We start from the raw sequence: 17,867 nt of genomic DNA, 5'->3' as shown, positions 1-17,867 counted from the left end.
AAACTAAGGGTCTAGCTTAATCATTTGTAGTAACGATGCTGACTGGAATATTATTTTTAGTAGCATTTGAGTATGGGCAAACCTGATGCGCACGCTCAGTAAGACGATTTGCTTCTTCAATAGAAACATTCGAAATATTAACGGCAAGCTCCACAGCCAATCCAAAAGCTCCACCATCTAAAGGGCCGATCGAGACTTTTGCCGTAACTGTGGTTTCTCCTGTTTCTACTTTTTCCAGACGAATGGTGTGGTTAAGCGCACTGTCAAAACATGCTGCATAACCAGCTGCGAACAGCTGCTCCGGATTTGTGTACTCATCGTTAGCACCGCCCATTGCTTTTGGTGCTCTCACCTGTAGATCTAGAACTCCGTTATCACTTACTACCTGTCCATTTCTTCCACCAGTTGCGGTGACTTGTGCTGTATACAAAATTTTCATTATTACGTATTTTAATTATTGATTTAATTCTTTCCTTTCTGTTGCAAACGGTTACCTGCTAAAATTTCTTCGTAAGTCGGCCAAGAATCTTTACTTCTCAAACCGTCCATGATAGAATCTCTGATAGCTGGCGCTTTTCCTTTTTCAGCGCTTTCCAATGCTTTTTTTAATTCTGCTTCTTCGAGTTCAGTACAATAAGCCGGAGTTCCCGGTTGTTGTCTCCAAGATTCAGCCAATGTGCCACCATCAACGGTGTCAAAACCTGTAATATCAACTATCTGTGCAACAATCTTCTTATGTTCCTCGTTATCGCCCGCTACAGAAATGGCTATTCTCCCTTCCGTACCGGCTGCTGTGCCCTTATGTTTTAATGTTCCTTCCAGAATATTGTTGAATACTTTAACAAGCGGTCGGTCTAATATGCCTGAAATATATTCGCTTTCCGTGATTTCCTCCAACTCTGCGATGTCGCCATCTCTGAACGGATAATAATTTGAGGTATCCATCACCACCACATCCTGAGGCACTTCTTTTAGTAAGTCCTTTGGCAGATCTTTATACGCATTGAAAGGCATAGAAAAGATGATGGCATCAACATCTTTTACCACATCCTGTAAGGTCGCAGCATTGGCGCCCAAATCGGCCGCAATTTTTTCCAATTCAGGCATTGCCCGTGTATTGGTCACTTTCACACTGTGTCCTGCTTTAGATAATTTCTTTGCCAAAAGACTTCCTATGGCTCCAGTTCCAACAATTCCTATTTTCATATTCTTAAATTTTATAATTAATAATTTTCTGTTTTAAACCCGTGGGTCAATTCCATATTGTTCAGGGGCACCGATATGTTCCCTTAATGTTGTGCCTTCATAGTCTTCGTGAAAAAGTCCGCGCTGCTGTAAAATCGGAACTACTTCATCTACAAAAGCATCAATTCCATCATCCAGTATATCGGGCGAGATCCAAAAGCCATCGCAGGCTCCGGCCTCAAACCAAGCCTGCATATGGTCTGCAGCCTCAATACCCGGTCCCACGATCGAGGGGTGATAATCAATAATTCCATGTGCAATAATGTCCTTCAGACTCCAGCCTTCCTTTGCAATTTTAAGGGCGTTGGCAGACCGGGGATCATAAGGCGATGGACGCGCCGCCTCCAATTGCGCCTGCGAAAGAGGTTCGTTTAAATCGTTACCATCCAGTCTGATACCAAGCATCTGCTGAAGATAAGCTACGCGCTGTGGGAGAAGGTGTCCCATGAGCTGCAACCTTCGGTCTAGCGCTGTGCGACGGTCTTTAACAATGGTGGTCATCATTCCTGCGATAAACTTGATCTCATCAGGATCACGTCCATACTTTTTTGCTGATTCACGAAATGCGTTGCGCTGCTGTATGCTGTCTTCAATTGTGAACGCAGCGCCGATCACTACATTGGCAAACCTTCCTGCGAACTCATGGGCATTGGGACTTCCACCCGCATGAAAGACAATTGGCTGTCCTTGTTCAGATGGCGGAATGTATAGTGTTCCTCTGGCATTAACATAATTGCCTTTTAGACTGACTGTAGCAATTTCCTGGTGCTTTGCAAAGCGACCGCTTTTCTGATCGTGTACCCAGGCATCTTTTCCCCAGCTTCCCCAAAATGCCTGAACCAATTGAACCACTTCGTGAGCTCGGCCATAACGGTCTCTGCTGGATGGAATGGTCTGTCCGTAGATCGCTGCCACATCATTACTGGTGGAAGTAATGGCATTCCAGCCCGCTCTGCCGTGACTCATAATATCGAGTGCCTTAAACTGTTTCGCCAAGGTATATGGCGCATTGAAAGTAGTCGAACCTGTAGCAACCAAGCCAATACGTTTGGTTTCCCTTGCAACGGCAGCCAAGGTCATCATTACATCGAGATTAAAGTTGGGTGCTTCGGTTTCGAGAAGAGAAGAATCATCAGTAAAAGGACCATCCGGCAGGAATATAAACTGAAACTTACCTCTTTCAGCGGCCTGTGCTTGTCTCACGCGGGCATCATAACTGGTGTAGCTCTTCGGATCAACACCTGGTGTGCGCCATGCGCCCGGCTGAAAGCCATAACCATTGCCGGAAGTCAGGCCGATGATCATTTTTCTATTCTTGCTATTTTCCATTCAACCTCTATGTATTATTGATGAAAAGTGATATTGCTGGTAATGGGCTCTCGTCCCAGCTTAAATGAGTTGCCTGGTGAATTGGGATCTGCGTAGCCAAATGAAATTCCAAAAAGCATTTTAAACTCTTCTGGAACATTCAGAATTTCCCTGATGGTTCCTGCGAAAAAGCCGAGTGATGTCTGCGGGATGCCTGCAAGACCATGAGCGGTAAGGGATAATAGAAAGGTTTGTCCGTACATTCCTATATCACCTCCCACACGTACATTATCACCAAATGAGGGCATAAATGGTATTGCAACATGTGGCGCATTGAAAAAGGTATAGTTCCTGTCTGAAATTTCTTTTCGTCCCTCTTTATCTTCACGTTTGATATCAAACGCTTCATACATGGTCTGACCAAGATTAAAATACCGCTCTTTGTATTGCCCATGATAATCATCTACGTCAAAAGTAAAATCAGGAGAAAATCTTCCTGCTTTGTTTTCTCGTACCAAAGCTTCTGACAATTCTCTTAACTTATTTCCTGAAATGATGTGCGTTTCCCAGGGCTGAGTATTGCAGTTTGATGGTGCCAGCTTGGCATCATCCAGTACGGAAGTAATTATATCTTCTGTCACCGGGGTATCTAAAAATCCCCGACATGACTTTCTTGATCTTAATACCTCTTTAAATGTCAAATTGCTATGCTGAATGTCTTCTGTCATATTTCTATCCATAATCCAAGATGTTTTTTTTAATCCTAATACAAAGTTCCGACAAAATTGCTTTACTTTGTATAGTTCTTTCCTCAAGGAAAGTGAATTTTTTATTAAACTGATATTATGGCAGTAAAACGAGGTTACAACAATTGCATTGATACGATAAAACCTGTACGTGATTTTTTAGATGTCATGAGCGGGAAGTGGAAGTTTCCTATATTAGTATCTATAGGGGTAGGGAATGACAGGTTTACTGATATTCAGGATAGCATTCCAGGGATTACTCCTAAGGTTTTGGCGAAAGAATTAAAGGAATTGGAACAGCATCAACTAATAAAAAGAACAGTCGTAGGCGATTATCCGGTAAAGATCATTTACAGCCGTGAGCCTTACGCAGATACACTAACGCCCTTAATATATGCTATGAAAGATTGGGGTATGAACCACCGAGAAAAGGTTTTTGGCGAGCGTAAAAAAAATAACGAAAGCGACATTGCCAGCAATGTATAGCAGTAGTTTCTTTATGTGTTATTCAAGATAAGTTCCTAAAATTTAAAATAATTTGTTAATCAAGCTGGCTCTTTGTAGATTTGCCATTTTACAGGATTTCTTTGCCATAATTAAGAAAGAACGATTGAGATAAAAGGTAAAGGTGGAAAACCTCTCATGTAAAAGAATTGACTCATCTGAAGAGTTTAGTTTCTGTTTCTTCTTTTCTTCTTTTTCTTCTTCATTTCAAATTCAAATGCCTGTTCTTCTGGATCTTCAACCAAATTATCCAGTAATATAGAATCCAGTAGCCCCCAGCCAACAAAGAATGAAGGGGAATCCAGCATAAAGTCGAAAAAAGGATGTACATCTTCCTTTAATGACGTTGCTCTAGCCGAGTGGTCTGAAGAGGCTGCTAAAGTGGGCTGTTTTTTTTCTGTTGTTTGATTCTGCGTAAAACGCTCATGGAATACGTTTGCTGAATACTGCTTTCCTAAATGGGAACCATTATAAACATTCCTGGTATTATGGTCAATAAAAGTAATTCCATATAGCCTTCCTTGCTCGTTTCTCCTTATTACGGTGTTAATTCCCAATTCAATCAGATACTTTTTAAAATCTTGCTCGCTTACTGTATTTTTCAATGCGAGATCAATTAGTTTCCTTGTCAGCTGCCTAGTTTCATGACTGATCTTTTTGCTGTTTTCAAAATTTACCCGGAGGGCAGATAGTCCTGCCTGTTTTCCAAATAGCGAAGATTTAAAAGGATTACTTGTTTTGTTCCCATTCTTATCTAAAGCAAAGTAAACCACGCCTTCTTTTAGCTCACCATTGTATTCATTTTTGACTTGTTCAGCGGTAATATTGAATAAGGATAAAAGTGCGTTGTATCCACCAAGGCTTTGGAAATTATAGTATTTGGGCAGGTATCTTACTACGCTTGCTATTTGAGTTTTAATATTTCTCTGAGTGTAAACGACAGGATGTAAGATGCTCTCCTTACTGACTTTTTTCTCATCAGCAGGGATTAGGCTGTATTTTTTCTCCAATTCCCTACAGATTTCCATGGATCTCTTTTTTTCGAATGAATCGGAAATTTTGTTTCCCTCATGATCAATCACTGTGGAAACAATATGGATATGTGTCCTGTCAATGTCATTGTGTTTAAAAACAACATAGGGCTGATTTCCATATCCAAGCTTTGTCATATATTCATCCGCAATCTTTATATAATCTTCATCTGTAACGATGTCTTTGGGATCTGGGTTGATGGAAATATGTAAAGCGGTTTTTTCGGTCTTTTTGTTCAATGCGAAAAAAGGCAGGAATGAGGACAATAATTGACCGGTGGTATATTCTCCGGAGGGTGTTTGCAACATCTGGTGCATCTGAAGTATTTCAGCATTCCCTGCAAGAACCTTGGAATGGTTATATATCAAAACCCCATAAATTTTTGTTCCATGTCCGATTTTTGCGATCATAGCTCATCTTTTTTGATCAGGTAATCTGCTTCAAACTTTTTGCTTAGGATCAATATTTCTTTACAGATGTATGCAAGTTCTAGGGTCTGTTTCTCCAATTTTGCGAGGTACGCGATCGTTTTTTTATCACTGAAATTAGTATGAAGGATTTTTACAACCTGGTTGTAATTGACTCCGATGGCACGGAACTGTCCGTAAAATTCTGAAAGTTTTGTGCAATATTCCATGGCGCCCTTATCCATGATGACCGAATTTATTCTTCTTTCAAAAAGAACTGCAACTACAAATTTTGCTTTTGTAGATAACCCTGACTTTTCAAATAAGGTCAGAAACCTCTGGTTTTCTTCATCGGTTAAGCGAAAAACATAGCGATGCGTGGCTTTATTTAACTTAGGATTTCGTCCTCCTTTAGCATGAGATGTCATATTATTTTTTTAATAAGCTATAAAGCAGACCTATAATTCACTAGTAAATAGCTTATCCTGTCCTATATTTTCCTAGACAATCCTAAACTCTTTAAAAGATATATAAAGGTATATCCGACTTTGGAGGATTACCCGGCTCTCTGCAGGAGCAAGTTGTTTTGGGGCACAAAACAGGTTTTGAGTGCCTCAAAACACAACTTGCTCCGTTCTTGGGAACGGAAATGTTAGTGACAGAGATAATAGGGAAGTTTAATAAAAGAATTAGGCAAATGCCGGAAAAAGTAGGACCGAAGGTACGCATACTGTGAAAACGCTGGTAAAGCTTGGTTCCTTTATATCAAAGTAAGCTCATTGGTAAAAATACCTGCTGCCTGTCTTGACAGAAATAAAAATGCAAGGTTTTAAAAGTATAAAAATATAAAAGCATAAAACTGTAAAAGCATAAAAGCAACATACCAGTAAAACATAAAGTAGTATAGGAAGCAAATTGGGAAATAGGTCGTAATACTGTTTTACCGTTGAGCAAAATTTCTACAAGGGCGTAAGTAAAGTAGGATGTAAACTTTTAAGCAAAGAAGGGCAGGCAAAAAGTAAGTGAATAGGGAATTTCGCTAATGAGTAGGACATGTAGAAAGAAAAACAAACATAAAATTTTAAAACATGGAAAAAGGGAAAAAATCTTTAAAGATCAGCATGTACACCCAGAAAGGTGGAGTCGGCAAATCAACAATTACAACACTTCTTGCCAGCGTGCTCCATTATCGGCTGGGATATAATATTCTGGTAATGGACTGTGACTTTCCACAGCACAGCCTGAGCAATATGAGAGATAGGGACCTGAAATCGGTGATGGAAAGTGATTATCATAAAAGGGCTGCCATGAAGCAATTTCAGACGATCAATAAAAAAGCCTATTCGGTTATAAAGTGTAAAGCCGATACTGCACTGGATCTTGCATATGATTACATGGAGCGTAATGCTGTTGAACCTGATGTCATATTCTTTGACCTGCCGGGAACCGCCAATACACAAGGCGTACTGAGTGCATTAAAGGCAATGGACTATATCTTTTCACCCATTACTGCGGATCGTCTTGTTGTGGAAAGTACGCTTGCATTTTGCGAAGCCTTTTTAGCAATGCCGGCCTCGGCAGCAAAGCAGCAGGATTTATGGTTATTCTGGAATCAGGTCGACGGAAGGGAAAAAACGGGACTCTATGATGCGTACAACAGGGTTATTCACCAATTGGGACTTTCGGTTATGAAAAGCAGTGTCGGTGATAGCAAGAGATTTCGTAAAGAGACCGATGATACCAACAATTATGTTTTCCGTTCAAGCCTACTTCCGGCAGAACCCCAATTGCTAAAAGCGACGCGGATGGATTTATTCCTAAAAGAATTTTTAAAGATTATAACTATCTGATATGGCAAAAGGACGTAGAGATTTTGAAAAACCGGTTGTTGATGAACAGTACCTGATGAACATTATGAGCGGGGATGAACCATTACCTGCAATGAACGTTGCCCATTCAGAATTGCCAAAAGAGGTGAAGCCTGTGGAGCGCCCAAAATCAAAGAGTACCAAAAAGCTCGATTATCAGGAGACATTTCTTGTAAACCGTTTTCCTTCAGGAAGAAATGGTAAAGTTGTCTACATAAGAGAGGAATACCATGAACGGTTGCTTCGGATTGTGCAACTGACCAGGGGGGATAAGGTTACGCTTTATTCTTATATCGATAATATTCTTGAGCAACATTTTCAGGAGTATGGTGAGGATATTACCGCCTATTTTAATGAAAAATTTAAACCCATTTTATAGTTGGTCATGGAAGGAATTATAGAAGTCGTCATATTGATCTGCCTTATTCTGATTATCATTTTGTTAGCAGTCGATAAAGTTAAAATTGTCAGAAGGGCAAAACCCACTGATTCTGAAAACAGGTCTCAGATCACCCCTGACATTATGGGACAGGTCTCTGCAGATTTCAAAGAAAACTCTTTTGCGGATAGGGCTAGCAGTACTACCATTTTTGAAAAAATGATTGCTAGGGATACTTTAATCAAGGAAAAGGATATTGGAACTGATCCTCCCGAAAATATTGATCTCATTATTGATTTAGATGAAGAATCAGAAGAAGATTTTGATCATGTACCGGACGACGACCGTTTTAGTCAGGGAGTTTCATTAGAGGAGCTGAGTAAAGTAGGTCAGCTTCTTCAAAATAGTAACCTTGATGAGCTGCAGGAAAAAGAAACTGTAGAAATTATTCAGAAAATGCAAGGGACGGAAATGTTTGACAGTATGCAGGCTTCGATTGAAGGTGCTTCACAAAGAATAGCGAAGCTGTTGGATAAGTCGCTAGCCAATGACAATGATTACCGCAATACTTCGCACAGTAAAGACATTGACAATTTTGATATAGGAAATTTTATCTGATATAGTTAGTAATTAGGACAGTTCAGGAAAAATAAGGAAGCCTTGCTCTTAAATTAGTTCGCCAGGATATTTTCAAAAGCAACTTAGCTCACTGATCATATAAAACAGAAGAGTTATGGAAAAAAAACTACCGATCTATACAGATCCAGCTTACGGAATCGAGTTTATCGTCGATGTGGAGAAATTCGAATTTCGAGAAATGGCCAATCCCGAAAACCGTTACACATTAGAAGATATTATCGATCTGGGGGAAGAAGGATACCGCTTTGATCATTTCGACAAAACGAGTAGACAGGATTTAACTATAACTCCTCCACAGTTTGTAACGCTTGCCCCTAGGGAGATGGCAGAAAAGTATAATAAGGCTGTTGAGGAAATTCTATTGCTGACCGATTTTGAGCTTATGGTCGATCAGCAGGCACTGACAAGAAGAATTAACCGTGGTGAACTTCCAACAGTTGAAATTGGTGGCCACATCTTTTATGCAGATGCACGAATAGATCTTTTAAGGCCTAAAGATGTTCTATCAACAATGGGTATCCGTTTTGATGATCTGGAGGATTGGTATGTTGAGGATAGAAATGTCTATGCCTTTCCGTATGATCCCAAAAATTTTGAGATAGGAGATCGCGAATGGGATAAAATACTGGACTACCCCATAGATTTAATTTTTGTTGAAATTCCTTACGTAAGAACCCTTGATCCGGTGGGATGGAACCGAAGAAATGGATGGGAGGAAATGGAAGGTTTAAAAGAAACGGGGCTGCGTCTTGACTTTAAGGCTGAGTTGGTGCCGTGGAATAAATCTGGAATTGATGAAATTATTGCGGAAAATAGAATTAAACAGCCGATCAGGGAAGCAGTTAAAGAAAATAAAAGGAAAGAAAGTAAAAAGGGACGAAAAATGTAGCCCAGGGAAGTGTAGCCGCCAGACTTGAAAGTCTGGCGGTTTTTTATGGCTTTTTCCGAACTCCGATTAGGACAATAACGGCAAACTTAGTACGTCTGATACCAGCTGACCCCCAATCCGATACTATCTGCAACACCTTTGTTTCCAAGCCCGCACAGGCGGGTATTACAAACTAAAATGTAATGAAACATGAAAAAATCAAGACAAAAAATTTTGCTGGCGTTCCTGTTTATTTCGCTCGTCAGTAATGGGGCTTTTGCACAGGGAAATGGCGCTGCGGGTATTCAGGAAGCGACACAGATGGTTACCTCTTATTTTGATCCGGCTACGAAACTCATTTACGCGATCGGAGCTGTAGTCGGTCTCATTGGTGGGGTGAAGGTGTATAACAAATTCAGTTCAGGTGATCCCGATACTTCAAAGACTGCGGCATCATGGTTTGGTGCCTGTATTTTCCTGATCGTTGCGGCAACGATTTTAAGATCCTTCTTCCTGTAGGAAGAGATTATCCTTCAAAGATTCTATCAACAATTTTTAAATCAATAAAAATGAAACAATATAGCATCAATAAAGGAATAGGAAGGACGGTCGAGTTCAAAGGGCTGAAAGCACAGTATCTGTTCATTTTTGCAGGCGGCTTGCTGACCGTATTAATTCTGCTGATGATCCTTTACATGGCCGGAACCAATATGTATGTCTGCCTATCATTTGGCATCGGCGCCGCTTCACTGATCATCTGGAAAACCTTTTCCCTGAATAGCAGGTACGGCGAATACGGATTGATGAAGCTTGGTGCCAAACGGAAACATCCGCAGTATATCAGCTGCCGTAAGCCTGTACAGGAATTATTGCGTGTAAAATCAAAATCCAGAGATCATGAGAAACAGCAGTAGAACAACGACGCTGGAAAGCAGATTTCCGCTGCTGGCAGTGGAAAATAACTGTATCATTTCCAAGGAAGGCGATATCACCTTATGTTTTCTGGTTTTGCTTCCCGAGCTTTTTACCGTAGGAGCGGATGTTTATGAAGCCATCCATTCATCCTGGAATAAGGCGGTTAAAACGTTGCCGGATTTCAGTATTGTCCATAAACAGGACTGGTATCTGAAGGAAAGTTATAGTCCTGATCTGGAAAAGGAGGAGCACAGTTTTCTTTCAAGATCCTACCAGCAGCACTTTAATGAGCGTCCATTTTTAAATCATTACTGTTATCTGTTCCTGACAAAAACAACCAGGGAAAGAATGCGGATGCAGAGCAATTTCAGTAGTCTGTGCAAAGGCAATCTCATTCCTAAGGAAATCAAGGATAAAGAGGGTATGCGTCATTTTGTAGAGGCAGTATCACAGTTCCAGCGGATCATCAATGACAGTGGTTATGTGAAAATGCATCAGCTTAATGAAGATGCTATTTTAGGAGGAGAACACGATAGTGGTATTTTAGCGCAGTATTTTAGTCTGGACCGAAGGAATAATGTGCCGCTGCAGGATATGGCTTTGGGAGCAGAAGAACTTCGGATCGGAAATAAAAGGATGGTGCTTCACACGCTTTCAGATACCGATGACCTTCCCGTGACTGTCTCAGAATCCAAACGCTATGACCGTTTATCGACTGACCGGAGTGACTGTATGCTATCATTCTCCGCACCGGTAGGCCTGATGCTCAGCTGTGACCACATCTACAACCAGTATCTTTTTATAGATAACAGTACCGAGAATCTAAAGAAGTTTGAAAAGTCAGCCCGGAATATGCATTCCCTTGCGCGTTACAGCAGGGCTAACCAGATCAACAAGGAATGGATTGAGCGTTATCTCAACGAAGCCCATTCCCACGGTTCGCCGTCCATCCGTGCGCACTTCAATGTTTTTGCATGGTCGGAGGATCGCGAAGAGCTCAAGCAGCTTAAGAATGACGTTGGTAGTTCACTTGCGCTAATGGAATGTAAACCGAGGCATAATACCATTGATGCGGCAACGCTGTTCTGGGCAGGAATTCCGGGTAATGCAGGCGACTTTCCTGCAGAAGAAAGTTATTACACTTTTATTGAACCTGCACTTTGCTTCTTTACCGAGGAAACCAATTACCAGAATTCACTTTCACCATTTGGTATCAAGCTGGCTGACCGTCTTACCGGTAAACCGATCCATGTGGATATCTCTGACCTTCCGATGAAGAAAGGGATCATCACCAATAGGAACAAATTTATTTTGGGACCCAGTGGAAGCGGCAAGTCATTTTTTACCAATCATATGGTCAGGCAGTATTACGAACAGGGTACCCATGTGCTTCTGGTGGATACCGGAAACAGTTACCAGGGATTGTGTGAGCTGATCAGAGGCAAGACCAAAGGAGAGGATGGGGTTTATTTCACCTATACGGAAGACAACCCGATTGCTTTCAATCCTTTTTACACTGACGACGGAATTTTTGATATCGAAAAGAAGGAAAGTATCAAAACTCTTATTCTCACTTTGTGGAAGCGTGATGATGAGGCTCCCAAAAGGAGCGAGGAGGTGGCACTGTCCAATGCGGTCTCGGGATACATTGAGCGCATAAAAAGCAGTAATGAATATCCCTGTTTCAACGGGTTCTACGACTATGTAAAAGGGGACTACAAAAAGATCATTGAACAGAAAGAGGTCCGTGAAAAGGATTTTGATCTGGCGAATTTCCTGAATGTGCTGGAGCCCTATTACCGTGGCGGAGAATATGATTATCTCTTAAACTCCGAAAAACAGATGGATCTTTTGACCAAACGGTTTATCGTTTTTGAAATCGATGCCATCAAGGATCATAAGGTGCTCTTTCCGGTTGTGACCATCATCATTATGGAGACTTTTATCAACAAGATGCGTAGGCTGAAAGGGATCCGAAAGATGATTTTAATTGAAGAAGCCTGGAAAGCCATTGCCAAAGAAGGGATGGCTGAATATCTGAAATACCTGTTTAAAACGGTAAGAAAGTTCTTTGGTGAGGCGGTAGTTGTTACCCAGGAAGTGGATGACATTATCCATTCGCCGATCGTCAGGGAAAGCATCATCAACAATTCAGACTGCAAGATTCTTCTTGACCAGCGCAAGTATGCCAATAAGTTTGATGAGATCCAGAACATGCTGGGGCTAACGGAACGCGAAAAGTCTCAAATTCTATCCATCAATCAGGATAATGACCCATCAAGGCTTTACAAAGAGGTCTGGATCGGACTTGGCGGAACGCACTCGGCCGTTTACGCTACTGAGGTAAGCACTCAGGAATATCTGGCCTACACCACAGAGGAATCCGAGAAAATGGAGGTTATGAACCTTGCCCATGAGATGGGCGGTGATGTGGAAGGTGCTATTAAGAAAATATCCCTGAAAAGAATCAAGGGGCTTGAATCCAAAGACAATTAATCAATCAATAACAATCAAAAAAATTACGCAATGAAAAATCTAATTCTAACTGTGATGATGGTTATCACATTCACCATTTCACAAAAAGCCAATGCACAATGGGTGGTAACGGATCCCGGAAACCTGATTTCCGGTGTGCTCAACAGTGCCAATGAGATCGTACAGACCTCCGGTACCGTTTCCAATGTGGTCAAGAACTTCAATGAAGTTAAAAAAGTCTATGAGCAGGGTAAGGAATATTATGACAAACTGAAAGAGGTGAACAATCTGGTCAAAGATGCGCGAAAAGTTCAGCAGACGGTGCTCCTTGTAGGCGATGTGAGCAGTATGTATGTCAATAATTTCGGCAAAATGCTCAATGATAAGAATTTTTCTGCCGATGAGCTTATGGCAATCGGGAACGGATATTCGGCATTGCTCAATGAGAGTACGGCATTGTTAAAGGAACTCAAGGAAATTGTCACATCAAGTACTCTTTCGCTCAATGACAAGGAACGTATGGAAATCATTGACAGGGTATACAAGGAAGTCAAAGAGTATCACAGCCTGGTAAGATATTATACCGGTAAGAACATATCCGTGAGTATCCTTCGAGCTAAAAAGCAGAACAATACAAAAAGGGTGATGGAACTGTATGGGACTTCAGGACAAAAATACTGGTAAACTTAGCTGCTATGGAATTTAATAATCTACATGAGCTCCTACGAGGGCTCTATGATGAAATGCTGCCGCTGTCGGCAACGATGGCTACAGTAGCAAAAGGGGTAGCGGGTCTGGGAGCGCTCTTTTATGTTGCCCTCAAGGTATGGCAGGCACTGAGCCGCGCAGAACCGATTGATGTTTTTCCGCTGTTAAGACCATTTGCGATTGGACTTTGCATCATGTTTTTTCCGACCATCGTACTTGGAACGATCAACGGTGTTTTAAGTCCGGTGGTAAAAGGAACACACGGAATGCTGGACAGCCAGATCCTTGATCTTAATAAATTACAGCAGCAGAAAGATCTGCTCGAAAAGGAAGCCATGCTCCGAAATCCGGAAACAGCCTATCTGGTGAACAATGAAGAATTTGACAAGAAGCTCGATGACCTGGGATGGTCACCGAATGATCTGGTTACGATGGCAGGCATGTATATGGATCGCTCTGCTTACAATATGGAACAGGCTACAAAAAGATGGTTCAGGGAGCTTTTAGAAATTTTATTTCAGGCTGCCGCTTTAGTGATCGATACAATAAGAACCTTCTTTCTGATCGTTCTATCCATTCTTGGCCCCATCGCATTTGCGATATCTGTCTGGGATGGTTTTCAGAGTACACTCACCCAGTGGCTAACGCGATATATCAGTGTTTATTTATGGTTACCTGTCGCGGATATGTTCAGTGCGATGTTGGCCAAAATACAGTCATTGATCCTAGAGCGGGATATCGAAATGCTGAATGACCCCACCTTTATTCCGGATACCAGCAATACGGTCTACGTCATTTTTATGATTATCGGTATCGTAGGATACTTCACGATCCCTACAGTTACCGGTTGGATCATTCAGGCCGGAGGTGCAGGTAACTTTACGAGAAATGTGAGTCAGACGGCTATGCGAAGTGGAAATGTGGCGGCAGCAGGAGCAGGAGCCGTAGCGGGTGGTATTTCCGGTGAACTGTTGCAGAACAAAGGTGGAGAACAAAAAAACTAGTGAGCCATGGAATTCAAGACACTTAGAAATATAGAAAACAGCTTTAAGCAGATCAGATTGTATGCCATAGTATTCGCATTCTTATGTGCAGGGGTGACTGTTTTTGCCATTTGGAAATCTTATGCATTTGCCAAAGAGCAACGTGAGAAGATCTATGTATTGGATCAGGGAAAATCACTGATGCTGGCACTTTCTCAGGATGCCTCCATTAACAGACCGGTTGAAGCCAGGGAGCATGTACGAAGGTTCCATGAACTGTTTTTCACGCTGGCACCTGACAAAGCTGCCATTGAAAGCAATATGAAGAGAGCCTTTGATCTTGCTGACAAAAGTGCCTTTGATTATTACCGGGATCTTTCTGAAAAGGGATACTACAATAGGATTATTTCAGGGAATGTCCAGCAGAGAGTTGAGGTTGACAGTGTGGTCTGCAACTTTAATACCTATCCGTACACCGTAACATCCTATGCCAAGCAGTTTATCATCCGGTCAAGCAACCTTACCCGCAGGAGCCTTGTGACTTCATGCAACCTTTTGAACAGTGTCCGTTCGGACAGTAATCCACAGGGGTTTCAGATCCTGAAGTTTGCAGTGATCTCCAATAAAGATGAAGAAGTTATCGAGAGGTAATAACAGCCAAACATTCACTTACAATAAGACAGAACGTATGAAAAATTTTAGAAAAAAAATAGAAGAAACATTAGAAAAGCTCGATTTGAAATGGCGTGACCTGCCTTTAAAAACTCAGTTCCGGTATGTCATCCTGCTCTTTGGTTTTTATCTGATCGTAGGAATCGGTGTACTGGTTAAGGTATGTTATGATCTCGGGCGTGAAGAGGGCCATATGACCATTGAGCATATCAATTCCTCTGGCGTATTAAAGGATCGGTCTGAGGATAAGGACTCTGTGTTGACTAACTCAAAAAATAGCGAAAATGGAAGAGAAAGAAAATAAGAGAGTGAGCCTGATTGTAGATGATGGCAGTTCTTTAGAAAACAGTGCTGGGGAGGGCTCAAAAGGCGAGAAACTAAAGAAACCTTTAATTTTTGGACTGATGGGGATTGTATTTTTTGCCTGCCTTTATCTGATTTTTAAACCGAAGTCAGAGCAGCAGGAAAATCTGGATGCAGGATTGAAAAATGCAGTACCTGAGGCAACAGATAAGGGTTTGCAGTCTGATAAGCAGAAAGCATATGAAAAGGAAATGATCGAAGAAAGGGAGGAGGCAAAACGAAATGCTCTGATGTCCCTGTCTGACTATTGGAACAGTGGTGCAGACAGCAATTCGGGTGCGAATTCAGGAAATCCCCTCCAAAATCAAAGTTCGGGATTTTCGGGCAACTCAAATTCTTCAGGATATGCGGGCGGCTCCTTGAACAGTTACCAAAATGCACAGCAGACCCTTAGTTCATTTTACAGAGATGACGATAGAGAGAAGCTGCAGTTGCGCAGGCAGGTCGATCAGCTTAAGGAAAGGCTTTCCGACAGAGATGTCCCTGCGACCCCAACGATAAAGGATCAGCTGACTTTAATGGAAAAGTCCTATGAAATGGCCTCTAAATATTTACCGACAGGTTCGGTACCGCAAGGTCTGATGAATGGAACTGCAAAAGCGGAAGTTCCGGTGGATACTGTGGGAACAAAAAAATACAGTGAGATCGTCAAAGTGAAAAAAACAGAAGGCTTAAAGAATGCAAAAAAAAATGTCGTCTCAGCGCTTTACAGGGAGCCTGACGACTCAAGTTTCTTGGCAGGATTGCATGAGGATCGTAATAGGAGTTTTATAACGACCGGTGAAATCAATGCTGGTGAAATTGAAAAGAACAGCATCCGGGCGATCGTGATGGAAACCAAGACGATTACCGGGGAAGGATCTGTCAAGCTGAGGCTTTCTGAAAGCGCGATGATCGCTGGAAAATCTGTTCTAAAGGGAACCGAAATCGTGGCGGAAACAAAATTCCAGGGAAACAGACTGCAGCTCAAAGTATCTTCTGTTGAGGTAAAGGGAAATATAATTCCTGTAGAAATTCTGGTGTATGGGCTTGATGGTCAGCTGGGGCTCGCCATACCACGGTCCGATGAAGTAAGCGCAGCGGCTGAGATAGCTGCCAATATGAGTCAAAGCTCCGGGATGAATATCTCCATGTCCAGATCGGCAGGGCAACAGATTACGGGAGATCTTAGCCGTGGACTGATACAGGGTGTCTCCGGCTTTTTTTCCAAAAAGCTTCGAGCTACCAAAGTAACCCTGAATGCAGGACTTCCGGTTCTGCTATTGACCAAAAAATAATAATAAAACTAAATTTTACAATATGAAATCAATAAAACATATCCTGGCAATGGTACTTTTTGTAGGGTTGTTTTTCAAAACTTTCGGCCAGCAGTCCCTTGAAGCGGGAAGGGTAGAACCCTATAGGCTAGAAGTTACCTACAACAAAACCAGCCACCTTATTTTCCCCGTAGCTATCCGGTACGCTGATCTGGGATCAGATTACCTGATTGCTGCAAAAGCGGAGGACGCGCAGAATGTCCTTCGGGTAAAAGCTGCAGTAAAAGATTTTCAGGAGGAAACGAACTTTAGTGTCATCACCGAGGATGGTAAATTTTACAGTTTCAATGTGACTTACAGCCCGGATCCGCCAAATTTAAATTATGATCTGGTCAAAATGCAACATGAAGGGGAGCGGGAAGGTAGCAGCAGTGTACAGTTTGAGGAACTTGGTTTTAATGCCCCATCCCTTACCGAAGCCGTTCTTAAAACGATATACGATCGCAACAGAAGATATATCCGTCATATTGCTTCGCGTTCATATGGCGTTCAGCTGCTTTTGAATGGGATCTATGTACATAACGGGAAATTTTATTTTCATTTGGTATTGAAGAATAAATCCAATGTTCCGTTTGCTGTGGACTTCTGCACTTTTAAAATTGTCGATAAGCAGGTCGCAAAAAGAACGGTATCCCAGGAAAGACAGTTGCTACTCCTGCGTGAGTATCCGATGTTACAGGTTGTACCGGATAAAAGTACTGCCGGTAATGTTGTTCTGCTTGACCAGTTTACAATTACTGACAGCCAGTTGCTGCGAATAGAAATATTTGAACAGAATGGTGCAAGGAGTCAGGTTTTGGAAATTGAAAATTCGGATCTCGTAAATGCGAAGCCAGTATCCGAAATGAACATCAAAGTAAATCAATAGACAGGCTATGAAAAAATATCTCATGATTTTAATGTTGGGACTAGTAAGCATCAGCGGATATGCCCAGCGCATGATATACCGACAAAAGGCTGTTGAAGTAAATGCCGGAATATTATCTGATAAGGATATTAGTAATAATTATTACTTCAATATCACACTGAACAGTTTCGGAAGGTATGGAAATTACTGGATCTGGGCTGCGGAATTTCAGAGTCGAAATACGGATTATAAGCAGTGGAAGATTCCTATCAAAAGCTATCTTGGCGAGATGGGTTACAGTCTTCAGCTCTTCTCAGACAACAGAAAGTTTATTACCCTGAATGCCGGACTGGCGGCAGTTGGCGGCTTTGAAGTGGTGAATAAGGGTGACAGTACACTAATTGATGGTGCTGTGCTGCATAGCAAAAATCAGTTTGTCTTTGGTACGGCAGGCAGATTATCGCTGGAGACCTATCTCTCAGACAGGATAGTTTTTATGGTGCAAGGTCGTCTCAGGGTGCTCTGGGGTACGGACCTTGAAAAATTCAGACCATCATCAGGAGTAGGGCTCCGCATTAATTTTTAAAAATAT

Annotated in this window: 21 protein-coding genes; 15 read left to right on the top strand and 6 right to left on the bottom strand. The window is 41.8% G+C overall.

The window, feature by feature from the left end; genetic code table 11:
* Positions 1–16: 16 nt before the first annotated feature.
* Genes BUA89_RS17970 through BUA89_RS17955 form a run of 4 tightly spaced genes read right to left on the bottom strand, consistent with a single transcriptional unit; the run spans position 17 to position 3,293 of the window.
* Entirely contained in the window at positions 17–439 is a 423-nt protein-coding gene (locus BUA89_RS17970; RefSeq protein ID WP_072961661.1) for an organic hydroperoxide resistance protein, read from the bottom strand.
* Positions 440–462: 23 nt separating this feature from the next.
* On the bottom strand, positions 463–1,221 hold the full coding sequence (locus tag BUA89_RS17965; RefSeq protein ID WP_228420617.1) for an NADPH-dependent F420 reductase: 759 nt from the start codon (positions 1,219–1,221) through the stop codon (positions 463–465).
* An 18-nt stretch (positions 1,222–1,239) separates the two neighbouring features.
* The gene (locus BUA89_RS17960; protein ID WP_072961654.1) at positions 1,240–2,574 is read right to left on the bottom strand and encodes an NtaA/DmoA family FMN-dependent monooxygenase; all 1,335 of its coding nucleotides are present in this window, start codon (positions 2,572–2,574) and stop codon (positions 1,240–1,242) included.
* 14 nt (positions 2,575–2,588) lie between these two features.
* Positions 2,589–3,293: a nitroreductase gene (locus BUA89_RS17955; RefSeq protein WP_178362472.1), complete on the bottom strand. Its 705-nt coding sequence runs from the start codon at positions 3,291–3,293 to the stop codon at positions 2,589–2,591.
* A gap of 174 nt (positions 3,294–3,467) precedes the next feature.
* On the opposite strand from BUA89_RS17955, the gene BUA89_RS17950 reads away from it, so the two are divergent.
* Positions 3,468–3,785, top strand: coding sequence for a winged helix-turn-helix transcriptional regulator (locus tag BUA89_RS17950; protein WP_262487551.1), 318 nt, complete (start codon positions 3,468–3,470; stop codon positions 3,783–3,785).
* A gap of 185 nt (positions 3,786–3,970) precedes the next feature.
* Here BUA89_RS17950 and mobB read toward each other — a convergent pair whose 3' ends face one another.
* Positions 3,971–5,245: a conjugal transfer protein MobB gene (gene mobB / locus BUA89_RS17945; RefSeq protein ID WP_072961646.1), complete on the bottom strand. Its 1,275-nt coding sequence runs from the start codon at positions 5,243–5,245 to the stop codon at positions 3,971–3,973.
* Positions 5,242–5,670 (bottom strand): conjugal transfer protein MobA, encoded by a 429-nt coding sequence (gene mobA / locus BUA89_RS17940; RefSeq protein ID WP_072961643.1) that lies wholly within the window; start codon positions 5,668–5,670, stop codon positions 5,242–5,244. The genes mobB and mobA overlap by 4 nt, the downstream gene beginning before the upstream one ends.
* A 660-nt stretch (positions 5,671–6,330) precedes the next feature.
* Between mobA and BUA89_RS17935 the strand changes: the two genes are divergently transcribed.
* The 14 genes from BUA89_RS17935 to BUA89_RS17870 all read left to right on the top strand — a co-directional run bounded on the left by BUA89_RS17935 (position 6,331) and on the right by BUA89_RS17870 (position 17,861).
* Positions 6,331–7,092: a ParA family protein gene (locus BUA89_RS17935; protein WP_072961639.1), complete on the top strand. Its 762-nt coding sequence runs from the start codon at positions 6,331–6,333 to the stop codon at positions 7,090–7,092.
* Position 7,093: 1 nt separating this feature from the next.
* Positions 7,094–7,489, top strand: coding sequence for a DUF3408 domain-containing protein (locus tag BUA89_RS17930; protein WP_072961637.1), 396 nt, complete (start codon positions 7,094–7,096; stop codon positions 7,487–7,489).
* Between the two features lie 6 nt (positions 7,490–7,495).
* Positions 7,496–8,107, top strand: a complete 612-nt coding sequence (locus tag BUA89_RS17925) for a hypothetical protein (protein ID WP_072961629.1) — start codon at positions 7,496–7,498, stop codon at positions 8,105–8,107.
* A gap of 115 nt (positions 8,108–8,222) precedes the next feature.
* Positions 8,223–9,017, top strand: coding sequence for a hypothetical protein (locus BUA89_RS17920; protein WP_072961626.1), 795 nt, complete (start codon positions 8,223–8,225; stop codon positions 9,015–9,017).
* A 189-nt stretch (positions 9,018–9,206) separates the two neighbouring features.
* The gene (locus tag BUA89_RS17915) at positions 9,207–9,515 is read left to right on the top strand and encodes a DUF4134 domain-containing protein (protein WP_072961623.1); all 309 of its coding nucleotides are present in this window, start codon (positions 9,207–9,209) and stop codon (positions 9,513–9,515) included.
* A 50-nt stretch (positions 9,516–9,565) separates the two neighbouring features.
* Entirely contained in the window at positions 9,566–9,910 is a 345-nt protein-coding gene (locus tag BUA89_RS17910; protein ID WP_072961619.1) for a DUF4133 domain-containing protein, read from the top strand.
* Complete coding sequence (locus BUA89_RS17905; RefSeq protein ID WP_072961616.1) at positions 9,894–12,407, top strand: TraG family conjugative transposon ATPase; 2,514 nt, start codon at positions 9,894–9,896, stop codon at positions 12,405–12,407. The genes BUA89_RS17910 and BUA89_RS17905 overlap by 17 nt, the downstream gene beginning before the upstream one ends.
* Positions 12,408–12,437: 30 nt before the next feature.
* Positions 12,438–13,070, top strand: a complete 633-nt coding sequence (locus tag BUA89_RS17900; protein ID WP_072961613.1) for a DUF4141 domain-containing protein — start codon at positions 12,438–12,440, stop codon at positions 13,068–13,070.
* A gap of 11 nt (positions 13,071–13,081) precedes the next feature.
* Positions 13,082–14,098 (top strand): conjugative transposon protein TraJ, encoded by a 1,017-nt coding sequence (traJ, locus tag BUA89_RS17895; protein ID WP_072961609.1) that lies wholly within the window; start codon positions 13,082–13,084, stop codon positions 14,096–14,098.
* A 6-nt stretch (positions 14,099–14,104) separates the two neighbouring features.
* A complete protein-coding gene (traK, locus tag BUA89_RS17890; protein ID WP_072961606.1) occupies positions 14,105–14,728 on the top strand; it encodes a conjugative transposon protein TraK in 624 nt (207 codons plus the stop codon).
* Between the two features lie 37 nt (positions 14,729–14,765).
* Positions 14,766–15,053 carry a hypothetical protein gene (locus BUA89_RS17885; RefSeq protein ID WP_072961712.1) on the top strand — a complete coding sequence of 96 codons (288 nt, stop codon included), beginning with the start codon at positions 14,766–14,768 and terminating at the stop codon, positions 15,051–15,053.
* Entirely contained in the window at positions 15,034–16,389 is a 1,356-nt protein-coding gene (gene traM, locus BUA89_RS17880) for a conjugative transposon protein TraM (protein ID WP_072961603.1), read from the top strand. Before BUA89_RS17885 ends, traM begins: the two co-directional genes overlap by 20 nt.
* 22 nt (positions 16,390–16,411) lie before the next feature.
* Entirely contained in the window at positions 16,412–17,296 is an 885-nt protein-coding gene (gene traN / locus BUA89_RS17875) for a conjugative transposon protein TraN (RefSeq protein ID WP_072961599.1), read from the top strand.
* 31 nt (positions 17,297–17,327) lie between these two features.
* On the top strand, positions 17,328–17,861 hold the full coding sequence (locus BUA89_RS17870) for a conjugal transfer protein TraO (RefSeq protein ID WP_228420615.1): 534 nt from the start codon (positions 17,328–17,330) through the stop codon (positions 17,859–17,861).
* The last annotated feature ends 6 nt before the right edge of the window (positions 17,862–17,867 follow it).

The sequence above is a fragment of the Chryseobacterium arachidis genome (assembly GCF_900129245.1).
In the GTDB taxonomy this organism is placed as follows: Bacteria; Bacteroidota; Bacteroidia; order Flavobacteriales; family Weeksellaceae; genus Chryseobacterium; species Chryseobacterium arachidis.
The sequence above is the reverse complement of the archived record's forward strand: the minus strand, read 5'-3'. Positions and strand labels throughout refer to the sequence as shown.